This is a genomic window from Xanthobacter autotrophicus (genome assembly GCF_005871085.1).
GTDB lineage: Bacteria > Pseudomonadota > Alphaproteobacteria > Rhizobiales > Xanthobacteraceae > Xanthobacter > Xanthobacter autotrophicus.
The window spans coordinates 1-17,585 of the sequence record NZ_VAUP01000037.1 but is presented as its reverse complement, the minus strand read 5'-3'; the positions used below and the strand labels follow the sequence as shown (position 1 = coordinate 17,585).

The following is a 17,585-nucleotide window of genomic DNA, read 5'->3' as shown; positions in this document are numbered from 1 at the left end:
TCTTGGTGTCTGACACCTCGGTGATCATCGATCTTGACCGTGGCGACCTACTCGACGCAGCATTCGGGCTCCAGGACAGCCTTGTGGTTCCCGATCTCCTGTTCGAGCGCGAACTCGATGTCGAGTTCGGCGAAAGACTGCGCGCGCTCGGAATTGTCATCGAGTCCCTAGAGGGAGGCGAGGTCCGGCGCGCGACACAATTGGGCAGAATTGATCGACGGCTTTCGGTCGCGGACACATTCGCCTTCGCCCTGGCTCAAGGGAGGCAATGGACGCTTCTGACGGGCGACAGTGTACTACGCGCGGTTGCCGAAGCCGAAGGGCTCGCCGTCCATGGGGTTCTTTGGATCATTGACCGCATAGAGACCGCTGGCCTGTGCGACTCGGTAACGCTCCACGCATGCCTGTCGAAGACCGCAGCACATCCGCGCTGTCGCTTGCCGCGGCGCGAGGTGGACCTTCGCCTAAGGCGCTATTTAGTCATATAACGCCATCGACGATGTTCAACGCTCGCATCCGAAGCTAATTCATCAAGGCTAAAATTGAGTTCTCACGTCGTAAACCAGCAAAATTTTGTCACGCTCGCGACAAATCAGCATTTTTATTGACAAAACTATCGGAAAAAAGATAGGATTTGAGGTTGATATTCTACAATATTTTTCAAATATTATAACGGCGATCAGATATCGTATTTAATTTTAATTGTGAAATTATTAGTGGAAATGCAATGCGCTCAACATAGGAAAAGACAGGATGCGTAAGAACATTGTGCTTCTCCTGGACGGAACATCGAACCAGATTTCGCAGGACAGGACGAATGTCCTGCGGCTGTACCAGGCCATGAAAAAGGACGAAAGCCAGCTCGTCTACTATGACCCGGGCGTGGGGACGTTTGGGGGTGACGGATCCTGGTTCCGAACAGCAAGCAAAGCAGGCGAAGTTTGGGGGCTCGCGACGGGCATGGGGCTCGACAGCAACGTGAAGGAGGCCTACCGCTTCCTCGTCGAGAACTACAGCTCCCGCCAGCCTTCAGAAGACGGCGAGCGAGGCGAGCGTGACCGGATCATGATCTTCGGGTTCAGTCGAGGTGCATACACGGCGCGTGTACTCGCCGGATTCATCCATGCGGTCGGGATCATGAAGGTCCACAACCTCAATCTGCTCGACTACGCCTATCGTGCCTATAAGGGCGTCGATGAGCGGGATGATCATGAGGCGAACAGCTTCAAAGAGGTCCGCCTTTTCGAAAGAACGCTCGACACCGACCGTCCGCCCATCCGGCTGCTAGGACTGTTCGATACCGTCGCATCGGTCATCGAGAGCGGACGTTGGCGCCCTCGGCTCAAGTCACACGCCTTCACGCGCCGCAACAAGAGTGTCGAAAGCGTGCTCCACGCAGTGGCGATCGACGAGCGCCGAACCATGTTCCAGCCCCAGCTTTGGGAGCCTAGGCAGGAGTTCTGGGGAAATCCCTTCAATCGTGATGCTGCCAGGCCGCAAGACTTCAAAGAGGTCTGGTTTGCCGGCGGACACGGGGATGTCGGTGGCGGATATCCGGAGGAGCAGAGCGCACTCGCCAAGGTGCCGCTGGCCTGGATGATACGCGAGGCGGCGAAGAGGGATGTCTTGTTCCGCACACAGAGCGTGAACGCCATCGCGCATGGGACGGGAAGCAGGGGAGATCAGATAGCCCCGGATCCGCTTGCGGACGATCATGAGACGCTCACACTGGCTTGGAAGCCTGTGGAGATCATACCGCGCAGGAAGCCGCCCTTGTCGAAGCACCCCTCGGTGCTCGGTATCAGCATTCCGTTCGGCGAGCGGCGGACGATCCCCGAAGGCGCACTGCTGCACCGTTCCGTTGTTTTGCGAAAACAGGCGAAAGGTTACTGGCCACCCAACATGCCGACGGACTTCGGGGTAGAGGACTGAAAGCCTTTGGAAGCAAGGTGCGCCCGCCCCTTAGATCTCCCCGAATGCAGGAGTGCCGAACGGCCGCGCTGCGGGTAGATGGTGATGCGGACGACATGGGACACATTGTTCTGTGGCCGAACGGTCCCATCCCTCCGGGGCCGTAATCAGCAGTTGAGGCCGACCAGGCCGCCCCTTTGACGACGAGGCGGTGCATAGCCCATCATGGATCGCGTCCACAATTTCAACCTCAGTCCCGCCACGGAAACCCCGACCTCATCGCCCTCGCCGGGGCGAAGAATTGCGAACATCAAGGAATGCCTACCCCCAAACCCGCGGCAGTTGGATCGAGCAATCGCGTCGCTAGCATATTACGGCACGCGTCAAATAGTCTTCGAGCGCCCTGCTGGTCCTCATCCCAGAGCCGCTTGAACGCCCGGAGGCAGGCTGCATGCGGGATGATTGGGTTCCGGATCTGCGCGACATAGCTGTGGTCGGCCGCCTCGGCATGGCCGTCTGCCACGGCGATGAGGGCCTTGCCGAAGCGCTCAATGATCTCGGCGCGCTGGATATGCAATTGATCGCGCGTATTGAGGCCGAAGAAGTCGATGATAAGTGCCCCGCGGGCGTGCCGCGGACCGTCCGCAGCAACCGGATGGGCAACCGTTCCGGTAAAGGTGATGAGATCTTCCGGATCCTCGTCGCTAGTGCCGATCGGATAGACGAGATAGGGTTGCTCGGCGGCCAGCGCTGCAGCATCGTCCGGATCGCCACAGCGCGTTCCGGCAATCGGGAAATAAGCTCCCTTATGGTCGGAATTGCAGATCTTGCAGGCCGCTGCATAGTTTCCCGTCTGGTAGGCCAACCAGTAGTAGCCCGTCGCTGAAGCATCACCCGTCAGGGATGGATAAGGCCTGACGCCCGCTGGCGGCTTCCACATCGCGACCGCACTTTTCGGACGATAGTGCTCAAGATCCATCTCGATGCGGCTCTCTTCGGGCCCGGTGAACGGCCGTTCGCAGAAGGCGCATTTGTTCTGTTGTAGCAGCATGAAAGCTGGCTTGGCGGTTGACCATATCGAAGAATTCTCGTCGAACGCGCCGAGCCTTACGAACTTCCTTGTACGCGTAGCGGCCTTTGCAAACCAGCGCGCATCCTGCTTTTCGATATCGGTACGCAATTGATCCGGATCGAGCGCGTGGCGAATCATGGCCGTCAGTTTTCCCTGATTTTTGCAGCCGCGCTCCGAATCCGTTCCATCGGATCTGCCAGTTGCCTCAAGAAGGCTTCCGCCGCATCGACATCCCCGCCGGGCGTTGCAACAATCTTGGCCGACAATGCATCGGTAGACGCTCGAGCCGTGAAGGGACGTGCGCTTTCCAGTCCGAAATATGGACTCATGAGCACCGCCTCGATGCTGCGGCCGTAGAGGCTCTCCGTCATTCGTTCGAGGGTTGGAAGCCCGACAGAATCGGTCCCGGTGACGACGACATTCGTCGACTGCACAGAGGCGGCAATCAGCGGACTGTGGGAAGTGAATATGAACTGAAATCGCGGAAACGCTCTGGACAGTCGCGCCACCACGTCGCGTTGCCAGGACGGATGCAGGTGCAGGTCAATCTCGTCAACCAGCACTATGCCCGTCAGGTCTGAGAGCATCCGGCCCTCACCTACTGAGACCATGTGGCCGACCAGATCGCCGATCCAGCCGACGAAGGCCTTGTAGCCGTCAGAGAGCGCCGGAAAAGGCGTCGGCACGCCATCAAATGAGAAAACATAGTCCTCACCTTCCGTCGCCCCGGAAAAGTTGATGTTTTCGGGGAGTGCCGTTGCCAGCAGATCGAGCACCTCGGTCTTACGACTGTCCGGCAATTGCGGAAACCACGATTGCAGCGGTCGAAGTGCGACATGATCCTCGAAGAGGCTGGCAACGCGCTGATAACGCCGACCGCGGCGCCTATCCTCGCTCGACGGACTGAAGTTGCCGCTTTCGACCCGGCGCGTCGCGCCATAGCCGACCACGAAGAACGCGGGCGAGAAATCGTCGTAGATGAGATCCGAGATCGGATTCTCCGGGGTCGATTGCAGCGTCAGGTGATCGTTCTGACTGCGCGGATTAGCCTTCAGACGCGCGAGAAATTCGCGAAGCCCAGCCGCCTTTGACTTTCGCCGCTTTGACCTCTTGGCTGTTCCCTCGGGCTCGGGCGCGGGCTGCTCCGTGTCATCAAGGACGCCGAGAAGCTTGAGGAGACTGTCTCCGGGGATTCCACCTTGGGAATCGCGCCGGACAAGGCGATAGGGCACGAACCCCCCGTTGATCAGAGCTGGGGCCAGGGCCGCGATAGCAACTGCTCGTAGAACAGATGACTTGCCACCGCCATTGTCGCCAAGGATCAGGTTGATGTTCGCATGCTCAATCTCCGGTTCGTCGGCGCGACCGGGATAGCGGAATTCCACTTCGGCCTTGCCGAAGCACTTGAAGCCGTAGATCGCAATGGACTTAGCATACACGGGTGACGAGCTCCGGCTGAAACAGCAATTAAGGTTTCCTGTGCAACGTGAACTTCAAAAACGCCAATCCGCTGCAGTTGGTCGCCTGCAGCGCGGGGCATGCGGCGGGCACTGAGGAACCGCAACTACGCTCGCTTTGCGGGGGCGCGTACCAAGTTTCCACTTCGTCATCCGAGGCAGGTTAGGCCGATTGTAGTTGCCACCTTACATATGGTCGATCACCCATCAGATGGATGAGAGGACGAGGACCCGTCCGCGTCAAGTCGCACCATTCGCCAAGGGGCACACGCACCGGCCAGCGAGGCCATGCCGCTTCCGCGAGCCTGTCCAGCTTGGGCACGATTCGAAGGCGAATGAGCCTTGAACGTATCGTACGAGCTGTCTGGGGATCCGGCTTCGCAAAACGGCCCTCTTCGTTGTCGTGGGTGCCCAGCACGAAGCGCTGCACACGCAGCTCATCGAGCTTAAACCCCTGCGCTTCAGCCTTCAGCCCCGCGCCCCAAAACTGCCATTCCTCTCCCGGCCCATCCTCGCCGATCAAGCCAAGCCGGCAAAATGCCAAAAACCGGACGTTCCGAACGTCGCCTAAGGGTCACGACCGACTGTCCTTCGCTCTTCGTGCTCTGCCGACGGTGAAGGTACATCGCTGGATGCGGTAAAGCGCTGCTGCCGGATCTGGCTACCCTGTAGCAGCGGAGTTGGGCTCTTCCGCCACAGGTTGTCCTGATACGTCATTTGGGATCTCATGCAGGAAGCTCTGGCCCTTCTGCAGCCGTTTGCCGAGGGTCTCGATGAAGCCCTCATAGCGCTCCCGCCCCTTGATCTGTGCGGTCGCCTGGGCGTCGGGCGGCAGCGGCGGGGTGATGGTCAGCCAGAAGCGGATGTAGAGTGAGAGCGCATCGGCGGTGACGCGCACGTCGCGCTCGATGCGCTGGACCTGCCGTGACAGGCGATCGAGACGGCGGGTGAAAGCCGCCTCGCGCTGGTCTGCCGCGTCGGGCGATAGGAAGGAGGCCACCGCCGCCTCGACGATGGCCGAGCGGGGGAGTCTCTTGCGGTCGGCAAGCTCATTGATGCGGCCGATCATCTCCGCCGGCAGGGTCAGGTTCAAGCGATCACGCACGGGATGCCTCCTAGAGTTCGATGCCGTCCTGGGGGTCGAGCGCGGCCTGCCGGGCGACGCCGCGCATCTGCTGGCGCAACACGCGGGCCTGCTGGGCCGTGTCGTCCGGCTCGTCATCGAGGATGATGGCGAATTCGTCCGCTGGCCGCGACACGGTGGCTTCGCTGGCGATGGCAACGTGTTCCGGCAGCTCGGGCTCCCGGCGCAGGCCGCTGTTGGCCTTGTCCTCGGCCTTCTCGATCTCTGCCGCGAGGGCGGTATCGGGCCTGATGGGCGCCAGCGCCGACCAGCTGTCGGCACGGGAGGTGCGTGGGACCCTGGCAGGATCGGGCGGCGGAAGCACGCGCTCGGTAAAGCGCCTGTCCTCGAAGTAGCGCGCCTTCTTCGCCCGGACCGGCGGTGCCGCGGCCACCATGACGATCTCGTCGGACGGTGGGAGCTGCATGATCTCGCCAGGCGTGAGCAGCGGGCGCGCCGTCTCCTGCCGGGAGACCATCAGGTGTCCGAGCCAGGGGCTCAGCCGATGGCCGGCATAGTTGCGCATGGCCCGCATCTCCGTGGCGGTGCCGAGGGCATCGGAGATGCGCTTCGCCGTCCTCTCGTCATTGGCTGCAAACGACACGCGGACATGGCAGTTGTCGAGGATGGAATTGTTGGCCCCATAGGCCTTCTCGATCTGGTTGAGGGACTGGGCGATGAGGAAGCTCTTGATGCCGTAGCCAGCCATGAAGGCGAGGGCCGACTCGAAGAAGTCCAGCCGCCCCAAAGCGGGGAACTCGTCGAGCATCATCAGGACGCGGTGGCGGCGGTCCCTGGCCTGAAGGTCCTCCGTCAGGCGCCGGCCGATCTGGTTCAGGACGAGCCGGATGAGGGGCTTGGTCCGGCTGATGTCGCTGGGCGGGACGACCAGATAGAGCGAGACCGGCCGTTCGTCGGCGATGAGGTCGGCGATGCGCCAGTCGCAGCGTCGGGTGACCTCGGCGACCACGGGGTCGCGGTAGAGGCCGAGGAAGCTCATGGCCGTGCTGAGCACGCCGGAGCGTTCATTGTCGCTCTTGTTGAGCAACTCTCGCGCGGTCGAGGCCACGACGGGATGTGGCCCCGCCGCGCCGAGATGCGGCGTGGTCATCATGGCCCGGAGCGCGGTCTCGATCGGCCTGCGTGGGTCGGAGAGGAAGCCCGCCACCCCGGCAAGGGTTTTGTCCTCTTCGGCGTAGAGCACATGCAGGATCGTTCCGACCAGGAGCGAGTGGCTCGTCTTCTCCCAGTGGTTCCTCTTGTCCAGGGAGCCTTCCGGGTCGACCAGCACGTCGGCGACGTTCTGCACGTCCCGCACTTCCCATTCGCCCTGGCGGATCTCCAGCAGGGGATTGTAGGCCGAGGAGGTGGGATTGGTGGGATCGAACAGCAGGACGCGGCCGTGCCGGGCCCGGAAGCCGGCGGTAAGCTGCCAGTTCTCGCCCTTGATGTCGTGGACGATGCAGCTCCCAGGCCAGGTCAGGAGCGTGGGCACGACGAGGCCCACGCCCTTGCCCGATCGGGTGGGCGCAAAGCACAGCACGTGCTCGGGGCCATCATGGCGCAGATAGTCCCGGCCGAGCCGGCCGAGCACCACGCCATCGGGACCGATGAGGCCGGCTGCCTTCACCTCGTGCGGCTCGGCCCAGCGCGCCGAGCCATAGGTGGCGACGGCCTTGGCCTCGCGCGCCCGCCACACCGACATGGCGATGGCGGCGGCGATGGCGATGAAGCCGCCGGACGCGGCGATGAGGGCACCCCTGCCGAAGATACCGGGGGCATAGGCGTCATAGGAGAACCACCAGGCGAAGAAGGCCGGCGGGAAGTAGACCGGCACGCCGGCGAGATGGAACCAGGGTGGCCCGAGCTGGGCCTGGAAGCCGAGCTGCCAGGCCACATATTGCGTCGCGCCCCAGGTCGTGGCGAGCACGATCAGGAAGACGACGATGATCTGGCCCCACAGGATCTTGGTGGCGGACATGAGTCCTCCCTTCGAGTTCGCAGTTGCCTAAAGGCCAAGGTCGCGCTTGCGGCCGAGGCTCCATTCGATGCCGCCGCCGTCCTTCGTGGTGCCGGTGACATGCTGGCCGAGCCTCTTCTCGATCTCCCGCGACCAGGGGACGAGCTGGAAGCCGAGGCCATCATCGATCATGGCGTAGCGGCCCGAGGCCAAGGTCAGGCGCTGGCGGTAGATGCCGGAGACGTGCTCGCCGGCCGCGGCCTTGAGGTGCGGCAGCCCCGTCTCGCCTGAGAGCTGCGCACCCACGGCGTCGAGCTCGCGCCGGCGCAAGGTGGCCAGGAGATCGCGCTGGAGGATGATGCGCTGCCCTTGCCGTCGCGCGAGGCCTTCCCCCACTAGGTGCTCGGCGCGGGACTCCATCGCCTTGCGCGCCTCGCGGCCAAAGCCGCCCATGGCTATCGCCATGGGTTCACGCTCAACGAGACGGTGGTCGAGCCACGTGGCCCCTCGCGCTGCGACCTGGCGGGTGAGATCGAAGTCAGACCGGGTGGCGAGCACCAGGGTCGGATGGGCATCGTCGGCGCCGCCGAAGCGGCGGACCTCGACGATGCCGCCAGGGGGCGGAGCGTGTGCGAAAGCCTCGATACCACGGAAGCGGACATGGTGGGCGCGACCATCCAGTCCGTCGATTACGGCATAGGCCTCGCCAGTCAGCTCGTTGTGGAGGCCCTTGTCTACGAGCCGGCCGATGATGGGGGAGGATGCGTCCGGGCCGTCGACCACATAGTCGGCGACGCCGCGCTCCTCGCCCCGCTCGGTGAAGGCCTTGTGCATCGTCTTTATGATGTCGCCACGCAGGCCGAGGTCGCGCAGGTGCCGCTCGGCCTCGAGCCCCACCATCCACTCGCCGGGGCCTGCCGGAGCGGCGAGTCCCATCTTCTCCAGATGCTGCAGCCGGCCGATCATCAGCCGCCGGATCTCGGGATCGGCCGACCCGGGAGCCTGTGGCCTGAGGTCGAGGTAGCCAACATCGTCTGCCGCGAGCCGGATCTCGCGGTCGAGCCGAGTCCAGCGTTCGGCGGTGATCTCCTTCTCGAGCGCGTGCCGGATCTCGTGCTCTGGCTTGGGGCCGAGCTCGAGGGAGATGAGGTCCTCCGCCCGGGAGCGCAGGCCGCGGCTGATATAGTCGCGCGAGATGACGAGGTCGGCGCCGGTCTCGTCCACCCCGCGCAGCAGCAGATGGACGTGGGGATTGTCGGTGTTCCAATGGTCCACTGCGACCCAGTCGAGGCGGCTGCCGAGATCGGCCGCCATCTGGCGGACGAGATCGCGGGTGAAGGCCTTGAGGTCGGCCATCTCGCCGGCATCCTCCGGCGAGACGATGAAGCGGAAATGGTGCCGGTCGTCCTCGCACCGCCCGGCGAAGGCGAGGTCATCGGCGCGGTCGGAGGCGGCGTCGAACATCACGCCCTTCTCGCCGTCCGGGCTCACCCCCTCGCGCTTGAGATAGGCGAGATGAGCCGACAGCGGCGCCGAACGGAAGGATCGGCCCTTGTGGCGCACCACGCGAGCCTTGACCACGACCCGGCGTGCGGGGCTGAACAGGCGCGATCGCCCGAAGCTGCCGCGGCCCCGGCCGAAGGTCGAGCGGCCGTAGCGGGAGCGGCCCGCCCCGCCCGGTGAGGCGCTGGATGTGTGGCCAGCCTTCTGCGCGGCGCGCAGCACCTGATTGATGAAGCTCTTCGGGCGCGGCGCGCGGGTCGAGCGGATGCGGCCGGGCCGGATGCGGATGTCGCTGTCGCCCTCGCTCATGGCAGACCCCTCGGTGGTGCCAAGAAAGGCGCGTGCATACGAGGGGCTTGTAGTCCCTCATGAAAACCGGGCAGCATGCCCGCGATCGACCACCATGCACGGAAAAGCGCGAGCCACGTCAGTGGCTTGACGCGATCCGGGCATGCGCTTTTATCTCGCCCTCCTAATCGGTCGTGTTTCCACTGCTCTTGCCATCCCGCCCTTCCTATCCAGGACAGCGCGTCAGGCCGCAAGGGTACGAGCGCGACCATCGGGGCACTCCTGCTGCTGTTCGGCAAGTCGGATTGCGCCGGGTAGCATCCGTGGCGCATTCCTGCAGGAGGAACTTCTGCGGTGAGGCGCGTGCGGGGGCAACGGGTGGCAACGACATGAGCGTGCGCGATCACGGCCGTCCTCCCGCGGGCGAGAGCGCAATGAAAAGGCCCTTAGGCTGCGGCGTGAACGCAGACGCAGCGTCTTGCATTCGCGTGTTCAACTCGCCACCAGCCGGCCTGGTGGTCGTCGGCGCATCGGTGGCAGGCGTGCTCTCCTGCTGCGAGACGAACAGCGGCGCGCCGCGCCAGGATTGCGGATCGGCGGCAGGTGTGGCCATCGGCGCCGGTAGCTCACCGCCGCCGAAGGCCGGCGCGAGCATGGCGACATAGGCGCGGGTCTCGGCCGGCAACTGGCGGCCGGCGAGATACGCCTCGTAGCGCGCCGGCCCCGCATGGTAGGCCGCGAGCAGGCCCGGAGCGCCGTAGCGGTCGTTGAGTTCGCGCAGATTGGCGGCGCCGGCGAGGATGTTGTCGCGCGGATCAAAAGGATCATCGCCAAGTCGGTGGCGCCGACGCAGCTCCGCCCAGGTCTCGGGCATGATCTGCATCAGGCCCATCGCGCCTCTCGGGGAGACGGCGGTCGCATCCACGGCGCTTTCCGCGTGCATCACGGCCCGGATCCAGGCCGCCGGAATGCCGAAGCGCTGTGCGGCCTCGGCAATCGGAGCGTCAAAGGAATCGCTCACCTCAAGCCGACCGACGGGCGCGTTCTGCGCGCGCAAGCCGACCGGTGCGGTCGTGGTGGCGAGCAGGCCGGAAAGGAAAAGGAGGCTCAGGCTGCGGGCGGCGGAGGACCGCTCGGCGAGGGGCCGCCGGTGCGGGACAGTCATGGGTTCAGTCCCGCTCGCCGCGCTTTGACGGACGGGTCCAGTGCAGGCCCCATGCGGTTCGGTCGATGAGGGACTGGAACAGATGGGCACGGATGGGCTGGAGAAAGACCGGATCGTCGATCACCAGGGAGACGTAGTCGCCGGCCTTCTCCCCGATGCGCTTCCAGCCGGCGCCGATCTCCGGCCCGTCATCGTCCAGGAGATGAACGCGGTAGTCCGGCGCATGCTCGGCGTCGGACTGCTCGGCCGGCACGAGGACGATCTCCGCGTCGATGGAGAGGGTGCGGATGTGTCCGGCATAGCCGTTCCGGGTGCGGCTGAACTGACCGATGAGGGACATCGGGTGCTCCTTCGAGGTGGGTGGGAAGGGATTGGGCGCGGGGCGTCACCGGGTCGGCGCGCGCCAGACGAAACGGCCGTCGCCGTCTTCGTCGGTGTAGAGCGGCATGGCCTTGCCGATGACCGCGCGCGCCGGAAGCGGCCCGAAATACCGCCCGTCGAGGCTGTCGGCGGATTGCCAGTTCATCAGGAAAAGTTCGCTCCCGGCGACGATGTGGCAGCCGCTCCAGGTCTGCAGGTCGCGGCCGAGGCGGTCGCGGTCCAGGGCCCGTCCCATGGCGATGCCGTCGACGGTGATCTCGCCACGCAGCCGGCAGACGCGCTGTCCTGGCAGCGCGGCAACGCGTTTCATCAGCGGCACCCCCTCCGCCAGATAGCCGCGGGCGGCGAGGAAGCGCGCGAGCCGGTCCGGCGCCGCGACGGCGACGAGGTCGGTGACCTCCAGCCGATCTGCGGGGGAGATGGTATAGAGGCCCACCGGTGCGCTGGCGGAGGCATTCCAGACCAGCGTCAGCGGCGTCGGAACGAATGCGGCGAGCGTGACGCCCATGGTCGCGACATATGTCGCCATCACATAGCCGAAGCGCGTCATGGCTCGGCCCTCCGGCGCAGCAGGAACGCGTGGTGCTGCGCGATGGAATAGGTGCGCGGCTCCTGCCCGGCGATCAGCCGGTTGTGGACATGGCGCCAATGATCGGGGGAGACGTCGGCCGGATCGATGTGGCGCGCCTCGATGGCGTCGATCCCTTGCAGGACGCGCTCGACCTTCGGCCACCCGTCGATCTTGAGCAGGATGTCGCCGCCGGGCCGGACGAAAGGCACGGTCTGGCACGGCGCGTCGGCGCCGACCGCGCGCACGATGTCGATGCGCGAGAGGATGGTGCCGAAATCGTTCGCAGCCCAGCGCACGAACCCGAAGACCGACCCGGCAGGAAATCCGAGGACGCGCCGGTGACGGTCGATGATCTTTTCCGAGGTGTGGTGGCCGAAGCGGATCCAGGTCTCGATCCGTCGCTCGAGCCAGGTGAGCTCGACAAACGTGCTTGCTGGCGCAGGGGCGTCATTTGACAGGCGGCCACCACGCCCGCGGGAAGCGCCGGTGCTGGTCATGGAGCATCTCCTTCGGTGGGGGGCGGGAATTCGCGTGCGAGGAGGTCGCGCAGCATGTCGGCGACGGTGACGCCGCGCCGGAAGGCGGCGACCTTGATGCGCCCGCGCAGCTCGGGCGTGACGTCGATGGTGAGCCTGGCGCTATAGGCATTGGCGACATCATCGCGCGCCGATGGCGTATCGGCGGCCTTGATCCAGCGCTCGGCGTCGTTCGGCCGGGCGACGAAATCGCGCCTGCTCATGCGGCGATCCTCCCGATGCGCAGGCGGTCGATCTCGGCCGCCAGCGCCACGATCTCGCGCGCGGCCGGGCTTGCCTCGTCGATCTCGAAGGCGAGCCGGCCGGTCTGCGCGGCATCGGCAAAGACGACACGCTGGCCAACGGTCGTCGCGAGCACCGGCGGCTCGTGATCGGCCAGGGTCTCGGCGGTCTCGCGGGCGATGACGGTGCGGGTGGCGCACCGGTTCAGGATGAACCGCGCGGCGAGCTGCGGCCGGTAGATGCGTGCTTCCCGCAGCAGGGCGAGCATCTCGGCCGAGGCCCAGCCGTCGAGGGGAGACGGCTGAACCGGCAGCAGCACCAGGTCGGCCGCCAGCAACGCGGAGCGCATGAGGCCGGCGATGCGGGGTGGTCCGTCGATGACGACATGGTCGGCATCGCGGGCGATTTCAGGGGCCTCCCGGTGCAGCGTGTCGCGCGCAAGGCCCACGACGCCGAAGAGGCGCGACAGCCCCTCACGGGCGCGCTGCTGCGACCAGTCGAGGGCCCAGCCCTGGGGATCGGCATCGATCAGGGTGACGCGCTTGCCCTGGCGCGCCCACGTGCCGGCGAGGTGCAGGGCCAGCGTGGTCTTGCCGACACCGCCTTTTTGGTTGGCCAGCGCGATGATCATCGCTGGCCTCCCCGACCAGGGTCGAGGGGCAGTTGCGCAGGGCCGCAAGTATCGCGAGTCGTAAAGCCGTCTTTACGGAAATCCGTATCGCGTCTATCTTTGATAGTCAGAGATCGAGCGGCGCTTTCCGGCTTCGTAGCGATGTTATCCACATCGCGTGCGCGCGTCTTAAAGTTAGAGTCTACGTTAGACTCTAAGTTAAGGGCGCGATTTCGATTTTTCCTCTCGGGACTTAAGGCCGATTTTGGTTCCCGATAGCACGATTGTGCGGTTCCCGATGGCACGATATCCGGGGTTCCCGATAGCACGATGCGATCCACAGCCTGTCCACAGGGCGCTGATGGCTCGAAGGCGAGCAGCAGACGGCCGCCGATCTCCACTTCGAGAAACAGCAGGTAGCCCGGCAGCGGCTGGCGGCGGATGACGTCGCGAAGCTCAAAGGCGAAGCGCTTGAAGGGCGAGAGGCTGCCGGACTTCTGGTGAAGGTGGCGCAGTTCGAAGCGCCAGCCGTCGCGCTGCCACCCGCCGTGCTTGCGCACCAGCCGATAGAGCCAGCGGTCGAGGCCGCCCGTCAGATCGAAATAGGCCCGGTCGATGGTCAGAACGAGCGCATCGTCGAGCACGGCGCGATAGAACCAGTCGGGGACGATCAGCTCGATGCCCATGGGCCGGCCGGCGCCGTCGGTGCGCTCCTGCCATTCGTTGATCCAGGAGAAGCGGTGGCGCCGTCCCTCGGCCAGCTGGCGGATGGACGTGACCACCGTCGTGGACTGGAGGCGGTCGAGCGCCGCCTTGAGGCGCTGGTAGTCCCGCAGGGACACGCCACGCCGGATGAAGGTGAGGATCTCGTAGGGGGTCGCCGCCATCAGGCGCGAGGTGCGCAGGCCGGCGTCGCGGGCCTCGACGATCTGGCTCGCCGCCCAGATCAGGATGTCGGCATCCCAGATGGTGGCCATGCCGTGGTCGGGCACGGCCTCGACCCGGATGGCGACATCACCGGCTGAGAAGTCGATGGGCGCGATGCGGTGCGACTTGGCCAGGGAGAAGAAGGGATAGGCCATGAGATCCTGCGCATCGCGGGGCGCGAAGTCGCCGGGACGCGCGTGGAACAGGTCGAGCTGCTCACGCTCCGGGGAGGGTCGGTGGTGCGCCGGCATCGGGAAGCCGCCTCTGGATCAGCGGGCGTAGCGGCCGGCAGAAGCCGGCGGGGCAGGGGCGTGGCGCTTGGCAGGCAGGACGGTGCCGCGGGGATCGGAGGTGGAGGTGACGGCGCCGCGCTCGGCCCAGGCCTTCAGATCGTCCACCGCATAGACGACGCGCCCGCCCAGCTTGCGGTAGGCGGGGCCGGTTCCATAGGTCCGGTGCTTCTCCAGAGTGCGGGCGGAGAGGGAGAGGAATTCCGCGGCTTCCTTGGTGCGCAGGTAGCGCGGAGGAAGAATGGCGAGATCGGGTCGCATGGATCGGGTCTCCGTGAGGGTCGCTCAGACCGCTGGGGGAGGGCGGTCGGTGACGGTCACGATGGCGAAGCGCGACTGGCGAGTTGCAGTGGGATTTTGGGGGGACCTGAATTCCCACACCGGGGACGGCGCCCAGCTGGTCTAGGATCGCCGACGATGACGAAGCAGCTTGCGATAGCCGCCGGCGATCATGGCGCGGGCACCGCGCAGCAAGCCCATGACGGCGTGGCGCGCCGAAGAGGCCTGCCATTCGTCGCGGGTGAGCCGGCCGGTGTCGAGGATGACCTCGGCGATCTCCTTCTGGGTCGCACCATTATGGTGGCCATCGGCGGCCTGCAGCATGCGGCGGGCGCGCGCCAGTTGCTGCGGCGTCAGGCGGGTGTCAGGAGGCACCTCGCGACCATGCAGGGCGGCGAGGAGCCGGCCAACGGCTTCGAGGCGATCGAAGCCGTCGGGGCCGAGCGGCACGACGGCCGCAAGCGGCCGACCCGGCGCGGCGTCGGGCGGAAGGACGAGGTGGAGGCGCTGGCCGTTGGCCAGGTCGCGCAGATGGTGAAGCCCGTCATCGGCGCGGACAAGATCCGAGCCGGTCAGCAGCGAGAGCACGTCGCTGGAGGAACCGAAGGCTGGCGGCGCGAAGGTGAGGATGACGCTGCTGGTATCTTCCTCTGGAAGCCAGAAGATGTCCGCGTCGGTTGCCCTATGCGCGGGATCGACCGGGAAATCGCAGTCCCCACTTTCGCGCTGCACCTTCCGTCAGCGTTGGAGCAGGATGTTCGGCCTGACTGAACGCGGCGTAGCTGCTCTGGTAGTCTTCGTTGCGCCTCAGCCATTCCCATCCGATGTCGGGGGCGGTCAGCGTGTCGACATAGTCGTAGGTGGACTGTGATCGCCAGCGGGACGTGTCCAGGGACATTGCATTCTCCGACCGTCAGTCTGGGGCAGACTCAGCCGAATACAATTCTCGCGTGTGCGACCATGCGGAAGCCCCGGATTGTGCAACAGGTGTTGCCCTCAGCGCATCACGAGGGTGGGTCGCGATGGCCCTCGCGGACGAGCAGGCGGTAGCCGTCCGTGGTCATCCAACGGGCGCGGGCCAGATGGCTGTCATGGACGCGGCGGGCCCGCTCGGGCTCACGATCCGGGTCGAGGCCGAACAACACCGAGACCACCTCGCGCCAGTCCGCCCCGTCTGTCGCGGCGTCCAGGAGGCGCAGATAGAGCTTCATGTGTGTGCGGTCGTAATCGGTGAGCGTCGAGCTCTCCGGTGGCTCGTCGAGGAGGGTCGTGTCGCTCATCCCTTTGGTCCAAAGGCTCTATTGAGCTCCGGTGCAGGTTGGGACCCAACACCCACCGTCTCGATCTGGTCGTTGAGGAGCCGGCGAATGCGGCACCCCTGGCATGAAACCGCGGTCGTTCGTCTTGTCATGTAACCAGGGTCCCCATTCCCTGATTGATGGCGGGACACGCTTGGCTTATTCCCGCTCGATCACTGCCCATGGATCATACGCTGATCCTCTTTCAATGGCGAGATTACATATTAAAGTTGATAAACCTAAAGTATGTAAATTGTCATCCGTCTGCGCATGGACATGCGCAAACTGGTCGGACGGAACTTCGCCCGCCTGCGTCGGGAGAAAGGCCTGACCCAGGAGGAGGTCGAGGCGCGCTCTGGCTTCAGTCAGCAATATCTCAGCGGCCTCGAGCGTGGCAGGCGGAATCCGACCGTCATCACGCTCTACGAATTGGCGCAGGCGCTCGATGTCAGCCACGTCGAGCTGGTCAAGCCGGACGACGAGGCCTGACAGGCAACTCCCCCCAGCGAGGGGGATTGAGGCGGCAGCCTCTACCGTCCAGGCGAACACTCCTATATTATTCTCTATCAGGAGAATAATTATGGCTGCCGACCGCATCTACACCCCGACTGAGGCCGCTGCCGTGAGCGGCATGGCGGTGAAGGCGGTCCACAATGCCATCGACAAGAAGATCGTCGAGACGAAGCCAGATCTTCGGCCGAGCGGCGCGGCCCGACGCGCGCTGACCCAGGAGGGACTGCTGCGCCTCAAGCTCTGGCACGGCGTCGGATCGGCCTTGAGCGCGGAGCGGCGCGAGAAGCTGTTCGAGGCGATCGCGGCCATGCCGAACGCCAAGACGGTGAGGGCCGACGAATTGCTGATCGTCGATGTGGGAGCTGCGCGCAAGCAGCTCGACGCGCAGATCCGGACGCTCGATGAGGCGGAAGCCGCCATTCATCGGGACAAGGGGATTCTCGGTGGCGAGCCGGTCTTCAGGGGCACGCGCATTCCCGTGCGCATGGTCGCCGCCATGCTGGCGCAGGGGGCGAGTGCCGAGGAGATCCTGGAAGGCTATCCGGCGCTGGCTCCGCGCATGCTGGAGCTGGCGGCGATCTGGGTTGCCGCCCACCCGGCGCGCGGGCGGCCGAAGACGCTGGACGAGCAGGGATTGCGGCTGAAGTCCACGCAGCGTTTGACGCTCAAGGGCGATCCCAGGTCGAGCCGTTCCGGCACGGCTGCATGAAGTTTCTGATCGACGAGTGCCTGCACACGTCCCTCGCGGCCGTTGCGCAGGCGCGAGGGCATGACGCCATGCATGTGACCTGGCTCGGCCTTGGTGGCGAGAGCGACTGGAATCTCATGCCTCGGATCGTCGCCGAGGATTTTACCTTCGTGACCAACAATGCCCGCGACTTCCGCAAGCTCTATGCGAAGCAGGAGCTTCATGCGGGGCTGGTCATCATCGTCCCTCAGGTGGTGCCGGCCCGCCAGCGCGAGCTGTTCGATGCACTGCTGGAAGCGCTCCCGGCCGAGCAGGTCTTGATAAACGAGGCCATTGAGATCGTTGAGGAGGCCGGCGCGGTGATCCTCAGACGATATGCGCTTCCGGGCTGACAGCCCCAGATGACATGGTGTCGGGTGGTGGAAGCCCCGCCCGGACCGTCCGGGCGGGGCTTGTCGCGGGGCCTCAGTCCGCGCTGCGCCGGCCGTTGGGGCGGGACCAGATGAGGCTGTAGCCCTCGGCATCCTCGTCCTCGAAGAGGTTGGCGTAGATGGGGGCGTTGAAGCTCGGGTCGTCGAGCTTGAGGCCCAGATAGTCCCGGCCCTCGTTGGAGCGCTTGGCCCAGGCCGCCCCGATCTCGGCATTATGTGGAGCTCCACATAAGATCGATTATGCGGAGAGCGGGATTATGCAGAGCGCCGGCCTGTAAGGTCTGTGTTGCCGCCGGTTTCGGCGGGGGTTCTGCTCCGCATAATTGCGGGCTGGAAGGTGGGCGCCCCGCGGGAAGCGGA

The 17,585-nt window shown here is 65.2% G+C and carries 21 protein-coding genes and 1 pseudogene; 5 read left to right on the top strand and 17 right to left on the bottom strand.

What is annotated here, in order from left to right:
* The first annotated feature begins 20 nt into the window (after positions 1-20).
* Together FBQ73_RS17845 and FBQ73_RS17840 are read left to right on the top strand one after the other, a co-directional pair.
* Positions 21-488, top strand: coding sequence for a hypothetical protein (locus FBQ73_RS17845; protein WP_246089768.1), 468 nt, complete (start codon positions 21-23; stop codon positions 486-488).
* A gap of 265 nt (positions 489-753) precedes the next feature.
* Positions 754-1,932, top strand: a complete 1,179-nt coding sequence (locus tag FBQ73_RS17840; RefSeq protein WP_138400853.1) for a T6SS phospholipase effector Tle1-like catalytic domain-containing protein — start codon at positions 754-756, stop codon at positions 1,930-1,932.
* Between the two features lie 289 nt (positions 1,933-2,221).
* Here the strand turns inward: FBQ73_RS17840 and FBQ73_RS17835 are convergent, their stop codons facing one another.
* The 16 genes from FBQ73_RS17835 to FBQ73_RS17765 form a co-directional block, all read right to left on the bottom strand.
* Entirely contained in the window at positions 2,222-3,121 is a 900-nt protein-coding gene (locus tag FBQ73_RS17835; protein WP_138400852.1) for a hypothetical protein, read from the bottom strand.
* Positions 3,122-3,126: 5 nt separating this feature from the next.
* Positions 3,127-4,422 carry an AAA family ATPase gene (locus FBQ73_RS17830; protein ID WP_138400851.1) on the bottom strand — a complete coding sequence of 432 codons (1,296 nt, stop codon included), beginning with the start codon at positions 4,420-4,422 and terminating at the stop codon, positions 3,127-3,129.
* 679 nt (positions 4,423-5,101) lie between these two features.
* Complete coding sequence (locus FBQ73_RS17825; protein ID WP_138400850.1) at positions 5,102-5,545, bottom strand: ribbon-helix-helix protein, CopG family; 444 nt, start codon at positions 5,543-5,545, stop codon at positions 5,102-5,104.
* 10 nt (positions 5,546-5,555) lie between these two features.
* Complete coding sequence (locus FBQ73_RS17820) at positions 5,556-7,544, bottom strand: conjugal transfer protein TraG (RefSeq protein WP_138400849.1); 1,989 nt, start codon at positions 7,542-7,544, stop codon at positions 5,556-5,558.
* 27 nt (positions 7,545-7,571) lie between these two features.
* A complete protein-coding gene (locus FBQ73_RS17815; protein ID WP_138400848.1) occupies positions 7,572-9,335 on the bottom strand; it encodes a relaxase/mobilization nuclease domain-containing protein in 1,764 nt (587 codons plus the stop codon).
* A gap of 382 nt (positions 9,336-9,717) precedes the next feature.
* Entirely contained in the window at positions 9,718-10,479 is a 762-nt protein-coding gene (locus tag FBQ73_RS17810) for a lytic transglycosylase domain-containing protein (protein ID WP_138400847.1), read from the bottom strand.
* Between the two features lie 4 nt (positions 10,480-10,483).
* Positions 10,484-10,819 (bottom strand): DUF736 domain-containing protein, encoded by a 336-nt coding sequence (locus tag FBQ73_RS17805; RefSeq protein ID WP_138400846.1) that lies wholly within the window; start codon positions 10,817-10,819, stop codon positions 10,484-10,486.
* A 45-nt stretch (positions 10,820-10,864) separates the two neighbouring features.
* The gene (locus FBQ73_RS17800) at positions 10,865-11,410 is read right to left on the bottom strand and encodes a S26 family signal peptidase (protein ID WP_138400845.1); all 546 of its coding nucleotides are present in this window, start codon (positions 11,408-11,410) and stop codon (positions 10,865-10,867) included.
* Complete coding sequence (locus FBQ73_RS17795) at positions 11,407-11,928, bottom strand: DUF2840 domain-containing protein (RefSeq protein ID WP_138400844.1); 522 nt, start codon at positions 11,926-11,928, stop codon at positions 11,407-11,409. The genes FBQ73_RS17800 and FBQ73_RS17795 overlap by 4 nt, the downstream gene beginning before the upstream one ends.
* A complete protein-coding gene (locus FBQ73_RS17790; protein WP_138400843.1) occupies positions 11,925-12,170 on the bottom strand; it encodes a hypothetical protein in 246 nt (81 codons plus the stop codon). The genes FBQ73_RS17795 and FBQ73_RS17790 overlap by 4 nt, the downstream gene beginning before the upstream one ends.
* Complete coding sequence (gene parA, locus FBQ73_RS17785; RefSeq protein ID WP_138400842.1) at positions 12,167-12,820, bottom strand: ParA family partition ATPase; 654 nt, start codon at positions 12,818-12,820, stop codon at positions 12,167-12,169. Before parA ends, FBQ73_RS17790 begins: the two co-directional genes overlap by 4 nt.
* Positions 12,817-13,977 carry a replication initiator protein A gene (locus FBQ73_RS17780; RefSeq protein WP_138400841.1) on the bottom strand — a complete coding sequence of 387 codons (1,161 nt, stop codon included), beginning with the start codon at positions 13,975-13,977 and terminating at the stop codon, positions 12,817-12,819. Before FBQ73_RS17780 ends, parA begins: the two co-directional genes overlap by 4 nt.
* 18 nt (positions 13,978-13,995) lie before the next feature.
* On the bottom strand, positions 13,996-14,277 hold the full coding sequence (locus FBQ73_RS17775; protein WP_138400840.1) for a helix-turn-helix transcriptional regulator: 282 nt from the start codon (positions 14,275-14,277) through the stop codon (positions 13,996-13,998).
* Between the two features lie 141 nt (positions 14,278-14,418).
* On the bottom strand, positions 14,419-14,745 hold the full coding sequence (locus FBQ73_RS23285; protein ID WP_246089781.1) for a DUF2285 domain-containing protein: 327 nt from the start codon (positions 14,743-14,745) through the stop codon (positions 14,419-14,421).
* 232 nt (positions 14,746-14,977) lie between these two features.
* Positions 14,978-15,193 carry a transcriptional regulator domain-containing protein gene (locus FBQ73_RS23540; RefSeq protein WP_392567240.1) on the bottom strand — a complete coding sequence of 72 codons (216 nt, stop codon included), beginning with the start codon at positions 15,191-15,193 and terminating at the stop codon, positions 14,978-14,980.
* Positions 15,194-15,299: 106 nt separating this feature from the next.
* Entirely contained in the window at positions 15,300-15,575 is a 276-nt protein-coding gene (locus tag FBQ73_RS17765; RefSeq protein ID WP_138400839.1) for a DNA -binding domain-containing protein, read from the bottom strand.
* Positions 15,576-15,863: 288 nt separating this feature from the next.
* On the opposite strand from FBQ73_RS17765, the gene FBQ73_RS17760 reads away from it, so the two are divergent.
* From FBQ73_RS17760 to FBQ73_RS17750, 3 genes are all read left to right on the top strand, one after another.
* Complete coding sequence (locus FBQ73_RS17760) at positions 15,864-16,082, top strand: helix-turn-helix domain-containing protein (protein ID WP_138400838.1); 219 nt, start codon at positions 15,864-15,866, stop codon at positions 16,080-16,082.
* Between the two features lie 91 nt (positions 16,083-16,173).
* Positions 16,174-16,815, top strand: a complete 642-nt coding sequence (locus FBQ73_RS17755; RefSeq protein WP_138400837.1) for a DUF433 domain-containing protein — start codon at positions 16,174-16,176, stop codon at positions 16,813-16,815.
* The gene (locus FBQ73_RS17750; protein WP_138400836.1) at positions 16,812-17,186 is read left to right on the top strand and encodes a DUF5615 family PIN-like protein; all 375 of its coding nucleotides are present in this window, start codon (positions 16,812-16,814) and stop codon (positions 17,184-17,186) included. The genes FBQ73_RS17755 and FBQ73_RS17750 overlap by 4 nt, the downstream gene beginning before the upstream one ends.
* A 73-nt stretch (positions 17,187-17,259) precedes the next feature.
* On the opposite strand, the pseudogene FBQ73_RS17745 reads toward FBQ73_RS17750, so the two are convergent.
* Positions 17,260-17,436: pseudogene (locus FBQ73_RS17745) on the bottom strand (DUF736 domain-containing protein); the annotation flags it as partial.
* Positions 17,437-17,585 lie beyond the last annotated feature (149 nt).